15 protein-coding genes are annotated in these 20,351 nt (G+C 70.3%); 7 read left to right on the plus strand and 8 right to left on the minus strand.

Annotated features, from left to right (window positions below; all coding sequences use genetic code 11):
• The first annotated feature begins 344 nt into the window (after positions 1-344).
• Positions 345-686, plus strand: a complete 342-nt coding sequence (locus tag E1292_RS18875) for an STAS domain-containing protein (protein WP_165974616.1) — start codon at positions 345-347, stop codon at positions 684-686.
• 5 nt (positions 687-691) lie between these two features.
• Here E1292_RS18875 and E1292_RS18880 read toward each other — a convergent pair whose 3' ends face one another.
• The 5 genes from E1292_RS18880 to E1292_RS18900 are packed head-to-tail and all read right to left on the minus strand — an operon-like array spanning position 692 to position 7,719.
• A complete protein-coding gene (locus tag E1292_RS18880) occupies positions 692-2,869 on the minus strand; it encodes a terpene synthase family protein (protein ID WP_132596531.1) in 2,178 nt (725 codons plus the stop codon).
• Between the two features lie 15 nt (positions 2,870-2,884).
• On the minus strand, positions 2,885-4,246 hold the full coding sequence (locus E1292_RS18885) for a family 2B encapsulin nanocompartment shell protein (protein WP_132596545.1): 1,362 nt from the start codon (positions 4,244-4,246) through the stop codon (positions 2,885-2,887).
• A gap of 35 nt (positions 4,247-4,281) precedes the next feature.
• A complete protein-coding gene (locus tag E1292_RS18890; RefSeq protein ID WP_132596532.1) occupies positions 4,282-5,691 on the minus strand; it encodes a family 2B encapsulin nanocompartment shell protein in 1,410 nt (469 codons plus the stop codon).
• Between the two features lie 19 nt (positions 5,692-5,710).
• Positions 5,711-6,649, minus strand: coding sequence for a 4-hydroxy-3-methylbut-2-enyl diphosphate reductase (locus E1292_RS18895; protein ID WP_132596533.1), 939 nt, complete (start codon positions 6,647-6,649; stop codon positions 5,711-5,713).
• A 20-nt stretch (positions 6,650-6,669) separates the two neighbouring features.
• Positions 6,670-7,719 (minus strand): polyprenyl synthetase family protein, encoded by a 1,050-nt coding sequence (locus tag E1292_RS18900; protein WP_132596534.1) that lies wholly within the window; start codon positions 7,717-7,719, stop codon positions 6,670-6,672.
• A 233-nt stretch (positions 7,720-7,952) separates the two neighbouring features.
• On the opposite strand from E1292_RS18900, the gene E1292_RS18905 reads away from it, so the two are divergent.
• The 4 genes from E1292_RS18905 (at position 7,953) to E1292_RS18920 (ending at position 10,957) form a co-directional block, all read left to right on the plus strand.
• Positions 7,953-9,002: an NAD-dependent epimerase/dehydratase family protein gene (locus tag E1292_RS18905; RefSeq protein ID WP_132596535.1), complete on the plus strand. Its 1,050-nt coding sequence runs from the start codon at positions 7,953-7,955 to the stop codon at positions 9,000-9,002.
• 98 nt (positions 9,003-9,100) lie between these two features.
• Entirely contained in the window at positions 9,101-9,562 is a 462-nt protein-coding gene (locus tag E1292_RS18910) for an ATP-binding protein (RefSeq protein WP_132596536.1), read from the plus strand.
• Between the two features lie 74 nt (positions 9,563-9,636).
• A complete protein-coding gene (gene folP, locus E1292_RS18915) occupies positions 9,637-10,536 on the plus strand; it encodes a dihydropteroate synthase (protein WP_220446925.1) in 900 nt (299 codons plus the stop codon).
• Positions 10,537-10,549: 13 nt separating this feature from the next.
• The gene (locus E1292_RS18920) at positions 10,550-10,957 is read left to right on the plus strand and encodes a DnaJ family domain-containing protein (RefSeq protein ID WP_132596537.1); all 408 of its coding nucleotides are present in this window, start codon (positions 10,550-10,552) and stop codon (positions 10,955-10,957) included.
• Positions 10,958-11,059: 102 nt separating this feature from the next.
• On the opposite strand, the gene E1292_RS18925 is transcribed toward E1292_RS18920, so the two are convergent.
• Complete coding sequence (locus E1292_RS18925; RefSeq protein WP_281284045.1) at positions 11,060-13,414, minus strand: glycoside hydrolase family 6 protein; 2,355 nt, start codon at positions 13,412-13,414, stop codon at positions 11,060-11,062.
• Positions 13,415-13,733: 319 nt separating this feature from the next.
• On the opposite strand from E1292_RS18925, the gene E1292_RS18930 reads away from it, so the two are divergent.
• The gene (locus E1292_RS18930; RefSeq protein WP_246090192.1) at positions 13,734-16,631 is read left to right on the plus strand and encodes a glycoside hydrolase family 48 protein; all 2,898 of its coding nucleotides are present in this window, start codon (positions 13,734-13,736) and stop codon (positions 16,629-16,631) included.
• Positions 16,574-19,207: a glycoside hydrolase family 9 protein gene (locus E1292_RS18935; RefSeq protein WP_132596538.1), complete on the plus strand. Its 2,634-nt coding sequence runs from the start codon at positions 16,574-16,576 to the stop codon at positions 19,205-19,207. The genes E1292_RS18930 and E1292_RS18935 overlap by 58 nt, the downstream gene beginning before the upstream one ends.
• Before the next feature lie 251 nt (positions 19,208-19,458).
• Here the strand turns inward: E1292_RS18935 and E1292_RS18940 are convergent, their stop codons facing one another.
• Complete coding sequence (locus E1292_RS18940; protein WP_132596539.1) at positions 19,459-19,980, minus strand: hypothetical protein; 522 nt, start codon at positions 19,978-19,980, stop codon at positions 19,459-19,461.
• The coding region (locus E1292_RS18945) for a cellulose binding domain-containing protein (protein ID WP_181958256.1) at positions 19,977-20,351 on the minus strand (375 nt) is incomplete at its 5' end. The genes E1292_RS18940 and E1292_RS18945, both read right to left, overlap by 4 nt.

Raw genomic sequence — 20,351 nt, forward strand, 5'->3', positions numbered from 1 at the left:
CGCCTGACATGAGGGCGCACCGGTAGCCACGAAGTCGTGGCGGCACCTTACCGGGCGAAGCCCCTGGTCGGCGCGGCGCGAGAGGGAGCCCCCGCCCACCTCGTCGCCTCCGGACAGGCCGGTCCGTCATGCTCGCAGCCGGCGCGGGCACGCCCGACCTGTCCGGAAAGCGTTAGCCGTCATAATTTCCTCGTGATTCGGTATTTTTACAGCGAAAATTACATAGCCCCACAAACCTCGTGTAACCTTGGATCTGGTTAACCGCCAGACGCCCTGGCGGTCATACCTCGCAGGGAGCATTTCGGCATACAACCCCCGAGTTCGTGTTGGGGGGTGCGGGGAGCGTGAGCGGCGTCGAGGAGCTGCTGCTCTATCAGGACGAGCAGCTGAGCATCGTGGTGCGCGCGGCGCCCGGAGCGCCGGCCGTCTCGCTGGTCGGCGAGATCGACGCCACCAACAGTTCTGCCGTGGCCAGCGCCCTGGCCCGTTGCCGCAGAGGCCCCTACGTCGTCGTCGACATCGGCGAGCTCACCTTCATCGACGTCTCAGGCCTGCGCGTGCTCCTCATGCCCACCATGCCGCCCTCGCAACGGTGGATCCGCCTGCACAACGTCACGCCGTACCAGCAGCGGCTGATGCGCATGATGGGGTGGTATTACCAGCCGCGCATCCACGCTCCCACCTAGCGCCCTCACCTCCGGACGGCGGTGACGACGGCCGCCGAGGTGCCCAGCCCTGTGGGACCGCCGAGCCGCCACCGCGGCGGCTGGTTGTGCCGGCGCAGCGACTTCTCGTCGTAGCGGAAACACCCGCGATGCCAGTGGAGAATGGCGGCCAGCCAGTCGCGCAGCTCGGCCACGAACCCGTCGAGATCCCGCCTGGCATCCGCGTCGAGGCCGAAGTCATCGCACACGATCGGCAGCTCGTGCTCCACGATGTGCTCGAACTGCCGCACCCGCGACGCCATCAGGTCGTTGACGATGGCCACCGCCGCCGCGTAGTCGCAGTCGAAGAAGTTCTGCACCACCAGGACGCAGTTGTGCACCTCACCCTCGAACTCGATCTCCTTCTGGTAGGAGAAGATGTCGTTGAGCAGGCACCCCGCGTCCATCATGGCGTTCTCCAGCGCCACCATCGGGCCGCCGGCATGAACCTCCTCCGGGATGCCCTTGGTGTGCCGCAGCCGGCACAGGCTCATCGTCAGGTCGGAGCCGAAGGTCAGCCTGCGCATCTCGATGTAGTCGACCGGGTCGGGGATGTGGTGGGCCAGCTCGTTGGCCAGCTCCCACAACCAGCCGTCGCACATGCGCTCGATCGCCGTACGCAGCCTGCGCCGGTCGGCCTGCGGCATCGGCTCCGTCGTGCGCGCCCACAGGTCGGCCAGCGAGCGCTCCAGCGCGCTCGCGGGCGGCGTCGCCGGAGCGCCGTCGAGCGGCATGAACGCCCCGAACCTGGACACCGCCACCCTGGCGGCCGCGATATTGCGTGACCTGCCGAAGACGGCGGGGAAGTAGTCGTCGCCGTACGTGCCCCAGGCCAGCCAGAACGAGGCCAGGTCCAGCTCCTCGGGCGAGGCGTCGGGATGCAGGCCCGCCGCGCAGAGCGGCAGGTCGTAGTCGACCAGCTTGTCCTCGTCCCACACCGCCGACCCCACCACGCCCGGCTGGGCCTCCAGCATGCCCATCTCCGCGCACCACGCCACGGTGTTGCGCCGGGCGGCGTCGAGGTGCGGCGACAACCGCAGCTCGAACGGCACGTACAGCTCGGGCACGATCGACGGCCCCACCTTCTGGTGCGGCACGTGCGCGAAGTTACGCAGCCGCTTGGCGCCCAGCAGGTCGACGAGCGACGACATGCCCAGCGGCCGGCTCGCCGTCGCCTGCTTGTTCATGTACCTGCTGGAGCGCATGTGCCACTCGTGCCCGCCCGACTGCCAGTCCTGCAGCCCTTTGACGTACGCCAGCACGCCGGCCGCGCTCAGCGGGTCGATGGCGTGCTCCACGAACAGCGGCCCGAGCTCGGTGCACGTGGTGTGCTCGAACTGGTGCAGGCGCGAGGTCAGCAGGTCGTTGACCGCGTCGGCGGCCTCCTGCGTGGTGCAGCCGAGAAACTTCTCCAGCACCAGCACCCCGTTGCTCAGCTCGCCTTCGTCCCTGACCTCCCGCTCGTACGAGAACAGGTCGTTGCGCAGGTGGACGGCGTCGGAGAAGGCGTCGCGCAGCACCCGCATCGGCCGCGACGCGGCGATCCGCGCCGGCACCTCCGCCCCGACCGCGTGCTCGACCAGGCCGGCCGACCAGGGCGCGCCGCCGACCTTGCGCCGCATCTCGATGTACTCGACCGGGTTGGCCACCCGGCCCTTGTTGATGTTGGCCAGCTCCCACAACGACTCGTTGAGCAGGTTGCGCGTGCTCTCGGCGAAACGGGACCGCCAGTCGGCGGACATGCCGGGCACCGTGCGGACCCACAGGTCGGCCAGCCCCGCCTCGACCGGGTTTTCCGGCTCGGGCATGGTCAGGTCGGCGCCCATCGGCATGAAAAGCGGCAACCGGTCCAGATAGGCCCGGCCGCCCGCCAGGTCGCCGGTGCGTTTGAACACCTCAAGGAAATGGTCGTCGAAGAAGAAGACCCACACGTACCAGTCGGTGATCAGGCAGAGCTCGGCGCCGTCGCAGTCAGGGTGGGTATAGGCGCACATCAGCGGATAGTCGTGGGCGTCGAGGTCGGCCTCCTCCCAGACACCCGAGCCTTCGAGCATGCCCATGTCGCGCGCCCACCGTTTGGAGTGGTCGCGGGCCTGCTCAAGATGCTGGTTGAGCCGGGCGGGATACGGCATGTAGAAGTCCGGCAGTTCGAACGGCTGGCTCATATGGTCACTCCTTCATCAACGGGCCACCTCGACGTTCTCCAGCACGCCGAGCGCGTCGGGCACCAGGACCGCCGCCGAGTAGTAGGCGCTGACCAGGTAGGAGGCGACGGCCCGCGAGTCGATGCCGGTGCACCGCACGCTGAGCCCCGGCTCGCGCTCGTCGGGGACGCCGCTCTGGCGCAGGCCGACGACGCCCTGGTCCTCCTCGCCCGTGCGCATGACGAGGATCGAGGTGGTGCCCGCCCGGCTGATCGGGATCTTGTCGCACGGCAGGATGGGCACGCCGCGCCACACGGTCAGCCGGGCGCCCTCCAGCTCGGTGCCGCCGGGGTAGACGCCTCTGGCGGTGCATTCGCGGTGGAAGGCGGCGATGGCCCTCGGGTGGGCGAGGAAATAGCGGGACTTCTTCCTGCGGCAGAGCAGCTCATCCAGGTCGTCAGGCCCCGGAGGGCCGGTGCGGGTGTGGATGCGCTGCCCCGGGTCGGCGTTGTGCAGCAGGCCGAAGTCGCGGTTGTTGACCAGCTGGTGCTCCTGCGACTCGCGTACGGCCTCGACCGTCAGCCGCAGTTGTTCCTCGGTCTGGTCCATCGGCTGGTTGAACAGGTCGGCGACCCGGGTGTGCACGCGCAGCACGGTCTGCGACACGCTGAGCTCGTATTCTCGCGGGCCAGGGTCGTAGTCGGCGAACGTGCCGGGCAGCGCGGGCTCGCCCCGGTGGCCGGCGGCGACGGCGATCTCGGCCTCGCCCCACTTGTTCTGGGGCCTGGCCTGGCTGATCCGGTGGCGGGCGAGCTGCACGCTCACCGCCGGCCACCGGTCGGCCAGCGCGCGCAGCTCGGTCCAGGGCAGGGCGAGCACCGTGCACGCCGTCGCCGCCTCCAGCGTGAACCTCCACGGCCCGCCTTCGCTCCCGGCGTGCTCGCCGTCGGCCAGCGTGCCGAGCGCGACCGGGTCGCCGTACGGGCCCGTGCCGACCTTGGCCGCCTTCCCGTACGCGATCAGCAGCAGCTCGTCGGCCGGTCGCCCGGCGCGTACGATCGTCTCGCCCGGCGCGTATTCCCGCTGCTCGAAGCGGCCCGCGAGCTCCTCGAGCGCGGGGTCGTCCGCGAGCCCGTGCAGGAGCGGCAGCTCCGCCAGGCTCGGCGGGACGACGCGGAAACGGGCGCCCGTGGTGACGAAGCCGACCCGGCCGCCGCCGACCGCGTACGTCAGCCGCCGGTTCACCCGATAGACGCCGGCCTCGACGTCCACCCACGGAAGCACTCGCAGCAGCCAGCGGGGAGAGATCTCCCGCGTCTGCGGAGGCGTCTTGGTCGTCGTCGCGAGCGTGCGGGCCGCCGCCGTGTCGAGGCTCAGCCGCTGGTCGGACTCCGTCAACACGATCACCACCAATCACTGGGACCCGGAGCGGGTCAGCCGTTCCTGCCGAGCTCGACGTCCTCCAGGAGCCCGAGCGCGTCCGGCACCAGCACGGCGGCCGAGTAGTAGACGCTGACCAGGTAGGAGATGACGGCCTTCTCGTTGATGTTCATGAAGCGCACGGACAGGCTGGGCTGGTATTCGTCGGGGATGCCGGTCTGGTGCAGGCCGACGACGCCCTGGTTCTCCTGGCCGGTGCGCATGAGCATGATCGACGTGGTACGGGCGCCGGTGACCGGGATCTTGTTGCACGGGAAGATCGGCACGCCTCGCCAGGCCGGCACCCGGTGCCCGTTGACCTCGCTCGCCTGCGGGTAGACGCCGCGCTTGCTGCACTCCCTGCCGAAGGCGGCGATGGCCTGCGGGTGGGCCAGGAAGAACGCGGGCTCCTTCCACACGACGGACAGCAGGTCGTCGAGGTCGTCGGGGGTGGGCGGGCCCGAGCGGGTGCGGATGCGCTGGCCGAAGTCGGCGTTGTGGAGCAGGCCGAACTCGCGGTTGTTGACCAGCTCGTGCTCCTGGCGCTCGCGCAGCGCCTCGATCGTCAGGCGGAGCTGCTGGTCGAGCTGGCTCATCGGCTGGTTGTACAGGTCGGAGACCCGGCTGTGCACGCGCAGGACCGTCTGCGCCACGCTCAGCTCGTATTCGCGCGGGCTCTGCTCGTAGTCGACGAAGGTGCCGGGCAGCACGGCCTCGCCGGTGTGGCCGGCCGACATGTCGATCGCGGCCTCGCCGTAGTCGTTCTGGGCACGCTCGACGCTGGTGCGCCGGCTCTCCACGTGGGCGCGCAGTTCGGGGGAGCGTTCGAGGATCTGCTCGAAGTCCTGGCGGGAAAGCGTCAGCACGGTGGTGGCGGTCTTGGCCCTGGCGGTGAACCCGAACTCGCCGCCGCCCGTCAGGACCTGCTCGCCGAGGTGGTCGCCGTCGGCCAGGACGCCGAGGTTCTGCTCGTCGCCGTAGGCGCCGCGGCTGACCTTGCCCACCCGGCCGTGGGCGATCAGCACGAGCCGGTCGATCTGGCCGCCCTCGGTCACGATCTTCTCGCCGGCCTCGACCTCCTGTTGCGCGAAGCGATCGGCCAGCGCTTGGAGCACCTCCATGTCGTCGAAACCGCGTAGCACGGGCAATTCGGTGAGCTCGGCCGGGATGACCCGGACGTTGGATCCGGTCGTGCTGAACGTGATGCGGCCGTCTCCGAGGGTGTAGGTCAGCCGCCGGTTGACCCGGTACACGCCTCCGGAGCACTGCACCCATGGCAGCAGCCGCAGCAGCCACCGCGAGGTGATCTCCTGCATCTGCGGAGGCGTCTTGGTCGTGGTGGAGAGCTGCCTTGCGGCGTCGGTGCTGAGGCTGAGCTGCCCGGCGCCGTCCTCCGGGGCGTGGGACTGGGTCGTTTCTGTCATCGTTGCACCACCAATCTCGTTAGGGTTCGCGGGCGGATCTGAGCTCGGGCGGAAGCGAGAACGTGAGGGTCTCCTCCGTCAAGGTCACCTGCTCGACGTCGGCGTATCCGCGGGCGGCGAGCCAGCCGAGTAACTCCTCGACCAGCCCCTCCGGCACGGACGCGCCGGAGCTGACACCGACGGTCAGCACGCCCGCCAGCCACCGCTCGTCGGCGTCGGAGGCCCGGTCGACCAGGTAGGCGGCGCCGGCGCCCGCGTTGACGGCGACCTCCACCAGCCGGCGGGAGTTGGAGGAGTTGGCGGAGCCGACGACGATGACCAGCTCGCACCTGGCGGCGATGCTGGTGACGGCCTCCTGGCGGTTCTGGCTGGCGTAGCAGATGTCGTCGCTGGGCGGGTCGGCCAGGCCGGGGAAGCGCCCGCGCAGCTCGGCGACGGCGCGCATGGTCTCGTCCACGGCCAGCGTGGTCTGCGACAGCCAGCTCACCGGCGCCGAGCCGTCGGCGGTCACGTCGTCCGTGCGGGCCGGGTCGACGACGTGGATGCGGCCGGGCGCCTCGCCGACCGTGCCCTCGACCTCCTCGTGCTCGGCGTGGCCGATGAGCACGATCTCGTAGCCCGCCTCGGCCATGCGCACGGCCTCCTTGTGCACCTTCGTGACCAGCGGGCACGTCGCGTCGATCGTCGCGAGCCCGCGCCGCCGCGCCTCCCCCTTGACCGCTGGCGCGACGCCGTGCGCGGAGAAGACGACGAGCGCGCCGTCGGGGACCTCGTCGAGCTCGTCGACGAAGACCGCGCCGCGCCCGGTCAGGTCGCGGATCACGGACGTGTTGTGCACGATCTGCTTGCGCACGTAAACGGGTGGTCCGAAGCGATCAAGCGCCTCTTCGACGGTGGTGATCGCGCGTTCGACGCCCGCGCAGAAGCCGCGCGGGGCAGCGAGAAGTACCCGGCCCATCGGGATGCCCCTTCGAATCGTCACTTGGTACGGTGTGCGAGCTGATCCGCCAGGACGGTCAGCGCCTGCGCCGCCTCCGGCTTGATCTGCGCCGCGGTCAGCGCCGCCATGGCCAGGCCCACGCGCTCTGCGATCATCGACTCGACCTTGGCCGGCGCCCCCGTGTCGGCCAGGATCTGGCGTAGCTCCGCTGCGCGTTCCTCGGACAGCTCAGGGTCGCCGTGCCAGCGTCGGAGATGGGCGAGCTGCGCCGGGGAGGCGTGCTGCACGGCGTGGGCGTACATCACGGTGTGCTTGCCCTCGCGCAGGTCGTCGAGCGCCGACTTGCCGGTCTCCGCCGACGTGCCGAACGTGCCCAGCATGTCGTCGCGGAGCTGGAACGCCTCGCCCAGCGGCAGCCCGAAGGCGGAGTAGGAGTCGAGCAGTTCCGGCGAGGCGCCGGCCAGGGCGCCGCCGATCTGCAGCGGCCGCTCGACGGTGTATTTGGCGGTCTTGTAGCGGATCATGGTGAGCGCCTCGTCCACGCTTGCCCCCGAGCGGAGCTGGCCGAGGATGTCGAGGTACTGGCCGCTGATCACCTCGGTGCGCATGGCGTCGAACAGGTGGTGCGCGGCGCGCAGCCGCGGTGGCTCGGCCCCGCACGACGACAGCAGCGCGTCGGACCACGCCAGGCTGAGCGTGCCCAGCAGGATGCCGCCCGCCTGCCCGAACGCCTCCGCGCCCGGGCCCCTGTGCAGCTCCGCCAGGTTCCTGTGCACGGTCGCCCGGCCCCGGCGCAACTGGCTGCCGTCCATGATGTCGTCGTGGATGAGCAGGCCCGCGTGGCACAACTCCAGGGCCGCGGCGGCGCTGACGATCTCGTCGCAGTCGTCGCCGCCCGCGCCGCGCCAGCCCCAATAACAGAGCTGCGGTCTGATGCGCTTGCCGCCGCTCAGGATGAAGTCGGTCAGCAGCCCGTAGGCCGCCTCCACACCCGGGTCGGAGACGGGGGCGCGCCAGTCGTCAAGGAAGGCGGCCAATCTCCGATCAATGCGTGCAGCAAGGTGGTGCTGGGTGAAGCTCACCGGCATGCGAACGGCTCCTTATCGCTCCGACCGAGTCGCTACCAATAGTTACTCACCCAATACAGAGGGTGTAAAGTGTCTTTTGGTACTGGCGTTGCGATCGACCACGTCTCTACCGGTCGGTGACGCGCGGCCCACCCCGCCGGGGCCCCAGGTGACCGGCCCGCCCGGCAGGACCTGGCCCTCCGGCGCGCAGTTCAGGCGGGTTTCGCGCTCCCGGCGTGGGGCAGCGAGGTCGCATGAGAGTCGTGGTGGTGGGAGCCACAGGAAACGTCGGCACCAGCGTCGTTCGCGCGCTCGTCGCCGACAGCGGCGTGACCTCGATCGTCGGGGTCGCCCGCCGGTTGCCCGGATGGCGGATCGACCGCACCGACTGGCGGCAGGCCGACGTGGCGAGCGACGACCTGGTGCGGATCTTCGACGGCGCCGACGCGGTGGTGCACCTCGCGTGGTTGTTCCAGCCGACCAGGGATCCGGCGACGACCTGGCGGGCCAACGTGCTGGGCAGCATGCGGGTGTTCAGGGCGGCGGCGGAGGCCGGGGTGTCCGCGCTGGTCCACGCCTCCTCCGTGGGGGCGTACTCACCGGGGCCCAAGGACCGGCCGGTGGACGAGAGCTGGCCCACGCACGGCTGGCCGGGTGCGGCGTACGGGCGGGAGAAGGCCTACGTCGAGCGGGTGCTCGACGTCTTCGAGCACGATCATCCCGGCATCCGCGTGGTGCGGATGCGGCCCGGCTTCATCTTCCAGCGGGCCGCCGCGACCGAGCAGCGCAGGTTGTTCGGCGGGCCGTTCGTGCCCCGGCGGCTGATCAGGCCGGGGCTGATCCCGTTCGTGCCGGACATCCCCGGGCTGCGGCTGCAGGTGCTGCACGCGCGGGACGCGGCGGAGGCCTACCGGCTGGCCGTCACCAAGGAGGTGCGCGGCCCGTTCAACCTGGCCGCCGAACCCGTGCTCGACCCGCACGACCTCGCCGAGATGCTCGGCACCCGCACCGTGCGGGTGGCGCCGCAGGTGGCCAGGGCGGTCGTCGCGGCCGGCTGGCAACTGCGGCTCGTGCCCGCCGCGCCGGGGCTGCTGGAGCTGGCCCTCCGCATCCCGGTCATGGACGTGGGGCGCGCCAGGGAAGTGCTGGGCTGGACGCCGGAGCACTCGTCGCGGGACGCCATGCGGGAGTTGTTCCGCGGGCTGCGTGAGGGCGCCGGCATGGACACCGGGCCGCTCGCCCCCGATCGCGGGCCGGCTCGCCGGATACGCGAACTCGCGACCGGCGTGGGAGGACGCACGTGAAACGATGACCCGTCCGGACATCAGAACAGACCGTCAGCGAGACGTCGTGCCCCCCATCACTTTGCGCGTCGGCGATCAGGCGAGGTGGGAGGCCTGCCATGCGCACCCTGTTGACCCAGCCCTTCACGCTCGACGACGTGCCCGCGCTGCGCCAGTCCGTGGCCCGCTGCGCGGAGCGCTCGGGGCTGAGCGGCTCCCGGCTGGCGGACTTCGTGCTGGCCGTGCATGAGAGCGTGGTCAACGCCGTCGAGCACGCGGGCGGGCACGGGCACCTCAGGTTGTGGACGGTCGACGGGTTCATCTGCGCGGAGACCACCGACAGGGGTACGGGCATCCCCGCCCGCTACGTCGACGGCCACCGCCTGCCGGCGGACTTCGCCGCGACGGGCAGGGGAATCTTCCTGATCCGCGAGCTGTGCGACGCGGCCGACTTCCGTACCGGCCCGTGCGGCACCACCGTCCGGCTCACCATGCGGTTAAGGCCGCAGGCTCGCGGAGCCATGGAGCGGATCAGGATCACGGTCCCCGACCGGCCGGGGTCCGGCCGCTTCAGCGCCTGACCACGTGGTGATCCCGGGCCGTCTGACCTGGCGGGGTGCCGGGTAGGCTGCGGGAGACGGAAAGGGACCACCACGTGAGCGCCGACACACCCAAGCTCGGGATCATCTCCCCGGTCCGGCGCATCGGGCGGCGGGAGTTCGACTTCGAGCGCCAGGTCGCCATCATGGCCATCGTCAACAGGACACCCAACTCCTTTCACGACCGGGGCCGCACCTTCGCGCTCGACAGCGCCGTCGCGGCGGCGCGCAAGGCCGTCGCGGACGGGGCCGACTGGGTCGACGTCGGCGGGTTCGCCTTCAGCGCCGACCAGGAGCAGATCCCGGCCGAGGAGGAGATCGAGCGCGTCGTCCCGGTGATCGCCCAGGTCAGAGCCATCACCGACGCCGTGATCTCCGTCGACACGCACAGGGCCCAGGTGGCGAGGGCGGCCATCGAGGCCGGCGCCGACGTCATCAACGACACCAACGGCCTGCGCGAGCCGGGCATCGCGGAGACCGCGGCGGCGACCGGCGCCAGCGTGGTCGTCACCCACAGCCTCGGCGGCCCCGGCCGGCGGATCGCCCGGCCCAGCTACGCGGACGTCGTCACGGAGGTGGCCGGCTTCCTGCGCGAGCGGGTCGAGTTCGCGCTGAAGGCGGGCATTGCGGCCGACCGGATCATCATCGATCCGGGCCACGACCTGAACAAGAACACCTACCACTCGCTGGAGCTCACGCGCAGGCTCGGCGAGATCACCTCTATGGGCTACCCCACGCTGGTGGCGCTGTCCAACAAGGACTTCATCGGCGAGACCCTCGACCGCCCGCAGGGCGAGCGCACCGAGGGCACGATCGCGGCCAACGTCGTCGCGATCCTCAAGGGCGCCCGCATCCTGCGCGTGCACGACGTGGCCGCGACGGTCGCGTCCGTACGCATGACCGAGGCCGTGCTCGGCTGGCGCGGCCCGATCGCCCCCGTCCACAACCTGGCTTGAAGGAGAGTCGCACGTGACCGAGCGGAAGCCACCGGGGATGCCTTACGAGAGCTGGATCGACCGGCAGATCCGTGAGGCGGAGGCGCGCGGCGAGTTCGACGACCTGCCCGGCAAGGGCAAGCCGCTGCCAGGCCTCGAGCGGGATCCCGGCGACATGTGGTGGATCAAGCAGAAGGTGGAGAGCGAGGGCCTGTCGATGCCCCTGCCGCCCACGCTGGCGCTGCGCAAAGACGCCGAGCAGGCGCTGGCAGAGGCACGGGGGGCGCGCACCGAGGCCGAGGCCAGGAGCATCGTCGAGGACATCAACAGCCGCATCCGCGAGGCGATCAGGACGGGGCTGTCGGGCCCGCCGCTCAATCTGATGTCCTACGACGTCGATGAGGTCGTGTCCGAGTGGCGCAGGGCACGAGGCGTGACCTGAGCGGATCACGATCAAGGGCCCGGGCCGCACTCTCGTGCGCCCGGGCCCTGTCAGGCGGGCGGAGGGATCCGGGTCAGGCGGGTCCCACCGGCTCGCCAGGCATCAGTTGACCGGCGGGTAGGCGTTGGCCAGCAGCTCGCGGAACTGCGCCGAGAACCACTGGCCCGAGATCGGCGCGTTCGCCAGCGCGCCCGTCAGGTTGTTGCCGTTGAGGTCGTTGCCGCGGTAGGTCGGGTCGCACATCCGGTCGAACCGCTTGCCCTCGTCGTTGTCGATCTCCTCGCTGGAGCCGTCGGACTCGCCAGGAGGCTTGACCCAGACATAGGCGTCCAGGCCGCTCGCCGGGCTGGCGGTCGGCCGCTCGCCCATGCCGGCGCCGCTCTGGTTGCACCAGTTGCCGGCGTGGATGCGCCGGTCGACCCGCGACTCGTCGACGAACTGGTTGACGTCGGTCGCGGAGCTCGGGCCGCCCGGACGGTCGGAGCCGCCCCAGCCGTTGCGCGAGGTGTCGATCAGCATGCCGAGACCGCTCCTGAATCCCTTGGCGATCAGGCGGTCGCGCAGGTCGCGGGCGAAGGTGAGCTCGTCGATGTAGTAGTTCCAGTCCACCCAGTCCGACTGGCGGACGGAGGTGCCGTTCACGGTCGTGTTGATGGTGAAGTGGGGTTCCGTGGTGATCGAGTAGTTGGCGGTGTTGACGATGAAGCCGTCCACGCTGTCCACGCCGGCCTGGGTGCCGGCGACGGTCTCGTAGAACAGGTCGACCGCGGGCTGGAAGTTCGAGTCCCAGCCCAGCCAGGCGTGGTGGGCGGCGTCGACGTAGGTGTAGACGTTGGAGATGGCGTGCAGCTGGTCGAGCGCGTAGCGGACGCCGTCGCGATAGCCGCCGGGACCGTTCGCCTCGCGGCAGTCCTCGAAGCTGTCGATGTTGGTGACCAGGTTCGGCAGCGAGTCGGGCTCGATGATCGTGACGATGCGCAGGTTGGCGTACTGCGGGTCGTCGAGGATGTCGGCGATCGGGTTGATGTACTCGTTCTTGTAGCGGTTGAACCCGTCCTCCGAGATGCGCAACTCGCCGTTGGAGGCCAGCGCCGAGCAGTCGCGGTTGGGCAGGTTGTAGATGACGACCTGGATGGTCAGCGGCGCGGAGCCGTTGGCGGCGTCCTGGCTGACGGCCTCGTCGAGGTGCTCGCGCAGGCTCATGGCGCTCGCGGAGCCGCCGATGGCGGCGATCCTGTCCATCCACACGGCGGTCGAGACGTCGGCCACCGCGGATCCGCCGGGCTCGGCCGCGGCCTTGGCCGACCAGTTGGGGTTCACGTAGCCGGTGGCGCCGGCGTACGGGTTCTCGACGTGCGGGCCGGGGTTGGTGCCGCCGTCGTCGTCGGCCTCGGTGGCGGTGACCGTCCTGGAGGTCAGGCCGGTGGAGGCGACGGTGAAGGTGCGGGTGCCGTTGGCGGTGTCGGAGTCCTGGGCCGCGGCCAGGGTCACGGTCTGCGGGGTGTTCCAGTTCGAGGTGGTGAACGTGCGGCTGGCGCCGGAGGAGACGGTCAGGTCGGCGTCGCCGCTGCCCGCCGTCGAGGTGACGGTCACGCTCGACGAGGGCTGCTCGGCCAGGCGCACCGTGTACGTGCCGCTGGAGCCCTCGGGTACGGTCACCGACGTCGGCGAGACGATGATCGACTGCTCCGTGGCGGCGTCGTCGTCGACCTCGGTCGCGGTGACCGTGGCGCCGGTGACGCCGGTGCCGGTGACGCTGAAGGACGCCGTGCCCGCCGCGGTGTCGCTGTCCTGGGCGGCGGCCAGGGTCACGGTCTGTGGCGTGTCCCAGTTGGACGGGGTGAAGGTCAGCGAGCCGCCCGAGCTCACGGTCAGGTCGGCGTCACCGTTGGTGCGGGTGGTGGTGACGGTCACGTTGGAGGTGGGCGCCGCGGAGAGCCGGGCCGTGAACGTGGCCGTGCCGCCCTCGTCCACGGCGACCGCGCTGGACGAGGTGACCACCGACGGGTTGGCCGGGGTCGTGTCGCCGCAGGTGGTGCCGTTGACGCTGAACGACGTCGGGTCGGGGTTGCTGCCCGACCAGGTGCCGTTGTAGCCGACGGAGATGGACGCGCCGCTGGCCAGGCTGCCGTTGTAGGACATGTTGGTGCCGGTGACGCGGGTGCCCGACTGGCTCCAGCTGGCACCCCAGCCGCTCGGGGTGTACTTCTGGCCCGTGGTCGGGTAGTCGAAGGCCAGCGTCCACGAGCTGAGCGCGTCGCCGGTGTTCTTCAACGTGATGTTCGCGGTGAAACCGCCCTGACCTGGGCTGCTCGTCCACGAATTGGCGGAGTAGGTCACGTCGCAGGCGACCGCGGCGCTCGCGGCCGTGCTCTGGCCGACGACGAGTCCTAAGGCCGCGGCGCTCACGGCGGTCATGGTCACGGCCCATTTGCGGAGGCCGCGTTGGAGTCTCACGAGCGATCATCTCCAGTGCTAGGTGGCTGGGAGCGCTCCCATGGTGAGCCGGACTCGCAGCCGTGTACAGAGGGCCGCTCCCGCCAACCTCTCCGCCGCCCCGCATGCTCGCTGAATGCCATCGAACGGGGATGAAACTTTCATCCCGGGCAGCCTGGTGAGAGGAAACACGGGGGTTACCCGGATGCCATTCCGTTGACATACGCCGGGGTGCATCCACAATCCATCGTGGGAGCGCTCCCACACCCCCTACTCCCATGGAGACCCCGTGAAGTACAGACCTCCACTCATCCTGACGCGCTTATCGAGGCGACTGGCCGTGGCCACGACCCTCGTCCTCGTGGCGAGCGCGACCGCGGCCGTGGCCGCCGCCCCCGCCCAGGCGGCCGTGGCCTGTGACGTCACCTATGCGGCCAACCAATGGACGAGCAGCCCCGGCCAGGGCGGCTTCACCGCCAACATCACGTTGAAGAACACCGGCGACGCGCTCAGCTCGTGGACGCTGGCGTTCGACTATCCGACCACGGGCCAGAAGTACACCCCGAGCGGGTGGGGCGCCCAATGGAGCCAGTCGGGCACCCGCGTCACCGGGACCAACATGCCGTGGAACGGCAATCTGGCCAGCGGCGCGTCCATCTCCGTCGGCTTCAACGGCACCTGGTCGGGCAGCAACCCCGACCCGACGTCGTTCAGCGTCAACGGCACCACCTGCGGCGGAGAGGGCGAGAACGCGGCGCCCACCGTGTCGCTGACCGCCCCCACGGCCGGCCAGACCTACACCGCCCCGGCGAGCGTGGCCATCGCGGCGAACGCGGCCGACTCCGACGGCACGGTCTCGAAGGTCGACTTCTACCAGGGCTCCACCCTGCTCGGCACCGACACCTCGGCGCCGTACGGCTACAACTGGACCGGCGTGGCGGCCGGCAGCTACTCCATCACCGCCCGCGCCACCGACGACGGCGGCGCGACCACGACCTCGTCGCCCGTCGGGATCACCGTTACGCAGAACACCGGCCCCGCCCTCGTCGTCAGCCCCACCAGCCTGTCCGTGCCCGAGGAGGGCACCGCGAGCTTCGGCGTGAAGCTGTCGCAGGCGCCCTCGTCCAACGTGAGCGTCTCGGTCGCCCGCGCCGGCGGTGACGCCGACCTCACCGTCTCCAGCGGCGCCACCAGGACGTTCACGCCGTCCAACTGGGACACCGAGCAGGACGTCACGCTGGCGGCGGCCGACGACTCCGACACGACGAGCGGCTCGGCCGTCTTCCGGGTCAGCGCCACCGGCTACGACCCCGTCGAGGTCACCGCCAACGAGGCGGACAATGACGTCGGCGGCGGCAACGAGTACGTCCAGCGCTTCGTCGAGCTCTACAACGAGCTCCACGACCCGGACAACGGCTACTTCTCTCCCGAAGGCGTGCCGTACCACTCGATCGAGACGTTCATGGTCGAGGCGCCGGACCACGGGCACGAGACCACGTCCGAGGCCTACAGCTACTACCTGTGGCTGGAGGCGGTCTACGGGCAGGTCACCGGCGACTGGTCGAAGTTCAACGACGCGTGGACCTCGCTGGAGACGTACATCATCCCGTCCACGGAGGACCAGCCGACGAACTCCTTCTACGACCCGTCCAAGCCGGCCACGTACGCGGCCGAGCACCTGGACATCAGCAACTACCCGACCGCGATGGACACCGGCGTCACCGTGGGTTCCGACCCGCTGGCCAGTGAGCTGCAGAGCGCGTACGGCACCCGCGACATCTACGGCATGCACTGGCTGCTCGACGTCGACAACACCTACGGCTTCGGCCGCTGCGGCGACGGCACGACCAGGCCCGCCTACATCAACACCTACCAGCGCGGCCCGGAGGAGTCGGTCTTCGAGACGATCCCGCAGCCGTCCTGCGACACGTTCGAGCACGGCGGCCCGAACGGCTACCTGGACCTGTTCATCGAGGACAGCGCCTACGCCAGGCAGTGGAAGTACACCAACGCCCCGGACGCCGACGCGCGGGCCGTGCAGGCCGCGTACTGGGCGCTGACCTGGGCCAAGGAGCAGGACAAGGAGTCGGAGATCTCGGAGACGGTGGCCAAGGCCGCCAAGATGGGCGACTACCTGCGCTACGCGATGTACGACAAGTACTTCAAGCAGCCCGGTTGCACCAGCCCCTCGTGCCCGGCGGGCTCCGGCAAGAATTCCGCCGCGTACCTGCTGAACTGGTATTACGCCTGGGGCGGAGCGACCGACTCCAGCGCGGGATGGGCCTGGCGCATCGGCTCCAGCCACAACCACGCCGGCTACCAGAACCCGTTCGCGGCCTGGGCGCTGGCCAACGTGGCCGAGCTCAAGCCCAGGAGCGCGACCGGCTCCTCCGACTGGAGCACCAGCCTGACCCGCCAGCTGCAGTTCTACACCTGGCTGCAGTCGGACGAGGGCGCGATCGCCGGCGGCGCGACCAACAGCTGGGACGGCCACTACGGCACTCCGCCCAGCGACCTGCCGAAGTTCCACGGCATGACCTACGACTGGCAGCCGGTCTACCACGACCCGCCGTCGAACCAGTGGTTCGGCTTCCAGGCGTGGACGATGGAGCGGGTGGCCGAGCTCTACAACGTCACCGGCAACGCCGACGCCAAGGCGCTGCTCGACAAGTGGGTGGAGTGGGCTCTCGACAACACCACCGTCAACGCCGACGGCAGCTACGAGATCCCGTCCACGCTGCGGTGGAGCGGCGCGCCCGCGGGTGACTTCTCCGCCACGTCCGGCATGCCGCCGGCCAACCCCGGCCTGCACGTGACCGTCGTGGACCACACGCAGGACGTGGGCGTCGCCGGCGCCTACGCCAAGGTGCTGATGTACTACGCGGCCAGGGCGAACCACGCCGAGGCGCGTGACACGGCCAAGGCGCTGCTCGACGGCGTCTGGGAGAACCGCGACGAGGCGGGCGTGTCGGTGCCGGAGACCAAGGCCGACTACCGCCGCATCGACGACCCGGTGTACGTGCCGCCGGGCTGGAGCGGCGAGATGCCCAACGGCGACCCGATCAACGAGGACTCCACGTTCCTGTCGATCAGGTCGTTCTACGAGGACGACCCCGACTGGCCGAAGGTCGAGGCCTTCCTGAACGGCGGAGAGGCGCCGGTCTTCAACTACCACCGGTTCTGGGCGCAGGTGGACGTCGCCGTCGCGCTCGCCGAGTACGGGCGGCTCTTCCCGTGAGAAAGGCAGCTCTCATAGCCGCGGCGTCGCTGGTCCTGCCCCTGGTGACAGGGGCGGGGCCGGCGGCCCGCGCCGCCGAGCCCGCCTTCGCCTACGGCGAGGCGCTGCAGAAGTCCCTGTGGTTCTACGAGGCCCAGCAGTCGGGCGAGCTGCCCGACTGGAACCGCGTCTCCTGGCGCGGCGACTCGGGCATGGACGACGGCGACGACGTGGGCGTGGACCTCACGGGCGGCTGGTACGACGCGGGCGACCACGTCAAGTTCGGCTTCCCGATGGCGTTCTCCGCCACCATGCTGGCCTGGGGCGCGGTCGAGTACCGCGACGCGTACGCGGACTCCGGCCAGCTCTCCCACCTGCTCGACAACCTCAAGTTCGTCAACGACTACTTCATCAAGGCCCACCCGTCGCCGAACGTGCTCTACGGGCAGGTCGGCAACGGCGGCACGGACCACGCCTGGTGGGGCCCGGCCGAGGCGATGCAGATGGAGCGGCCCGCGTACCGGATCGACGCCTCGTGCGGCGGGTCGGACCTGGCGGGGGAGACGGCGGCGGCGATGGCGGCCTCCTCGATCGTCTTCCGCCCGACAAATCCGGCGTATGCCGACACGCTGGTGACGCACGCCAAGCAGCTGTACTCCTTCGCCGACACCGTCAGGAAGAAGTACACCGAGTGCATCACCGACGCCTCCAGCTACTACAACTCCTGGAGCGGCTACAACGACGAGCTGGTGTGGGGCGCGATCTGGCTCTACCGGGCCACGGACGACGCCTCCTACCTGGCCAAGGCCGAGGCCGGCTACGACAACCTCGGCAACGAGCCGCAGACCAGCACCAAGTCGTACAAGTGGACGATCGCCTGGGACGACAAGTCCTACGGCGCCTACGTGCTGCTGCACAAGCTCACCGGCAAGCAGCGCTACCTCGACGACGCCAACCGCTGGCTCGACTGGTGGACGGTCGGCGTGAACGGGTCGAAGGTCGCCTACTCGCCCGGCGGCCAGGCCGTGCTCGACCGGTGGGGGTCGCTGAGGTACGCGGCCAACACCGCGTTCGCGGCGCTCGTGCACAGCGACTCGATCACCGACGCGACCCGCAAGGCCCGCTACCACGACTTCGCGGTCAGCCAGATCGACTACGCGCTCGGCGACAACCCGCGCAACTCCTCGTACGTGATCGGCTTCGGGAACAACCCGCCCGAGAACCCGCATCACCGCACGGCGCACGGCTCGTGGACCGACCAGATCACCAACCCCGAGCAGACCCGCCACACGTTGTACGGGGCGCTCGTCGGCGGCCCGCCCGACCCGAACGACGCCTACACCGACGAGCGGGACGACTACGTCATGAACGAGGTCGCCACCGACTACAACGCCGGTTTCACCAGCGCGCTGGCCCGGCTCTACCAGGAGTACGGCGGCGCTCCCGCGGCGGGCTTCCCACAGGAGGAGACCCCGGACGGCCCCGAGATCCTCGTCGAGGCGGGCGTGAACGCCTCCGGCTCGACTTTCACGGAGATCAAGGCCATCGTGCGCAACCGGTCGGCCTGGCCCGCCAGGGTGCTGTCCGACGGCTCGTTCCGCTACTACTTCACCCTCGACGGCTCGACGACCGCCTCGCAGATCAGCGTGTCGTCGGCCTACACGCAGTGCGCGGCGCCCACCCTCCACGCGGAGCGGCGAACGCTCAGGCCCGAGAGCGGTAGCTTGCGTGACCAGCGAGGGCCCAGTGAGCGCGACCATCAAACCGCGGGCGGCACCACGTACTACGTGCGCATCGACTGCTCGGGCGAGGACATCGCCCCGGCAGGACAGTCGCAGCACCGCAGGGAGGTGCAGTTCAGGATCTCCAGCGCGGGCACGTGGGACCCTTCCGACGACTGGTCGTACCAGGGCATCCCCACCACGCCCGGCGCCACGCCGGAGAGCACCGAGCGCATCACCCTCTACAGCGGCGACTCCAAGATCTGGGGTGAGCCCCCGGGTCCGGACGTGGAGGACGACACTGCGCCCAGCAAGCCCGGCACGCCCGCGGTCTCCGCGATCACGGGTTCGACCGCCAGGCTCGGCTGGACGTCCTCCACGGACAACGTGGGAGTGGCCGGCTATGACGTCTACCTGGGGTCCACCAAGGTAGGCACGGCCACGAACGCGTCCTACGACCTGACCGGGCTCACCCCTGCCACCGAATACACCGCCCACGTGGTGGCCAGGGACGCGGCGGGCAACACCTCGCCGCCGTCGGACGCCACGACGTTCACCACCTCCGACACGCCCGCGCCCACCAGCGGGTGCGCGGCGGAGTTCGAGGTGACGAACACGTGGGGCGGCGCGTACCAGGCCGAGGTGACGGTGCGCAACGACGGCACGGAGGCGATCGGCGGCTGGACGGTCGCCTGGACGTCGCAGGGCTCGATCACGCAACTCTGGGGCGGCAGGCACACCGTCTCCGGCTCCGCCGTCACCGTCGCGAACGAGGCGTGGAACGGCTCTCTCGCCCCCGGCGCCACCACCACGTTCGGCTTCATCGCGAACGGAACGCCCGCCACACCCGATCCGATCACCTGCACCGCCATCTGACCCCGGGTCGAACCCGTCGGCCCCCGGCTGCGTATGAGGAGGTGAGGCGAAGCAACAAACCTGCCTTGTGACACATCCCGCCCGGATGGGACGGACGCGGCCCGATACCTCCAGTCGGCGCCGCGTCCGTTCGTGTCTGTCACCTGGCCTCTGTCACCGGGCCGCTGTCACCGGGCCGCTGTCACCGGGCCGCTGTCACCTGGCCGCTGTGACCGGGCCGCTGTGACCGGGCCGCTGTGACCGGGCCGTCGTCACCTGGCCGGGGTTGCCTGCGCGAAGCGCTGCTTGGCCGCCTCGATGGCGGCGTCGTCCGAGAAGCCGGCGAACGCCTCCTCGTGATATCGCGGGGGGATGAGCCGCCTGACCCGCTCCGGGTAACCCGCGCCCGCCTCCGGCACCTTGATCAGCGGTGGGATGCCGAGGCGTACGGCGATGGGCCCCGAGGCGCGCACGGAGACCGGCCATTCGCTGCTCTCGCCGGTGATGGCGCACAGGTGGCGGGCGTAGACCCACTTCACCTCGACGAGGGAGGACGCGTCGGCCGGTTCGGTCCCGAACGGCTCCACGGCGCACACGACGTCCGACTCGAAGTGGTGGCCGTGTGCGTGGTGCTCGCCGGTCGATGCCCGTTCCAGGATCATGGTCACCTGGGCGGCGAGCTCTTCGTTCAGCTGGGCGGAGGGCTGCCTGCCCGCGAAGAACATCACCCCGGCCAGGGTCAGGCCGGCCAGGGTGACGATCGCCGCGACAAGCCCGCGACGCGTTCTGATCACGGGCTGGTGCAGGTCAAGGTGGGTGCCGGGTTGGGGATCGAGCCGGTCGCGTTGAATCCGAACGAGGTGGTCGCGTTCGGCGCGAGCTGGCCGTTGTAGGTGGCGTTCTTGACACTCACGTTGGGCGGTTGCCCGGACAGGACGCCGTTCCAGGGTGTGCCGTCGAAGGCCTGCCCGCCGCCGTAGGTCCAGGAGACCGTCCAGCCGTTCAGCGCGCTGTCGCCGGTGTTGCGCACGGTCACCTCACCCTGGAAGTGGCCGGCCCAGCCGTTGTCGGTGGCCTTCCACGTCGCGGTGCAGCCGCTGTCGCCGGGCGGCGGGTCGGTCGGCGTGACCGTGGGGTCGGGGTCGGGGTCGGGCGTGCCGCCGCC

Origin of the sequence: Nonomuraea deserti, from assembly GCF_004348685.1 — a bacterium.
GTDB classification, from domain to species: Bacteria; Actinomycetota; Actinomycetes; order Streptosporangiales; family Streptosporangiaceae; genus Nonomuraea; species Nonomuraea deserti.

What these genes read in the sequence shown, in the direction of transcription:
- E1292_RS18890 (WP_132596532.1), bottom strand. Translation starts at nt 5,691, where the DNA reads ATGACAGAAACGACCCAGTCCCACGCCCCGGAGGACGGCGCCGGGCAG.
- E1292_RS18900 (WP_132596534.1), bottom strand. Translation starts at nt 7,719, where the DNA reads ATGCCGGTGAGCTTCACCCAGCACCACCTTGCTGCACGCATTGATCGG.
- E1292_RS18905 (WP_132596535.1), top strand. Translation starts at nt 7,953, where the DNA reads ATGAGAGTCGTGGTGGTGGGAGCCACAGGAAACGTCGGCACCAGCGTC.
- E1292_RS18895 (WP_132596533.1), bottom strand. Translation starts at nt 6,649, where the DNA reads ATGGGCCGGGTACTTCTCGCTGCCCCGCGCGGCTTCTGCGCGGGCGTC.
- E1292_RS18880 (WP_132596531.1), bottom strand. Translation starts at nt 2,869, where the DNA reads ATGAGCCAGCCGTTCGAACTGCCGGACTTCTACATGCCGTATCCCGCC.
- E1292_RS18910 (WP_132596536.1), top strand. Translation starts at nt 9,101, where the DNA reads ATGCGCACCCTGTTGACCCAGCCCTTCACGCTCGACGACGTGCCCGCG.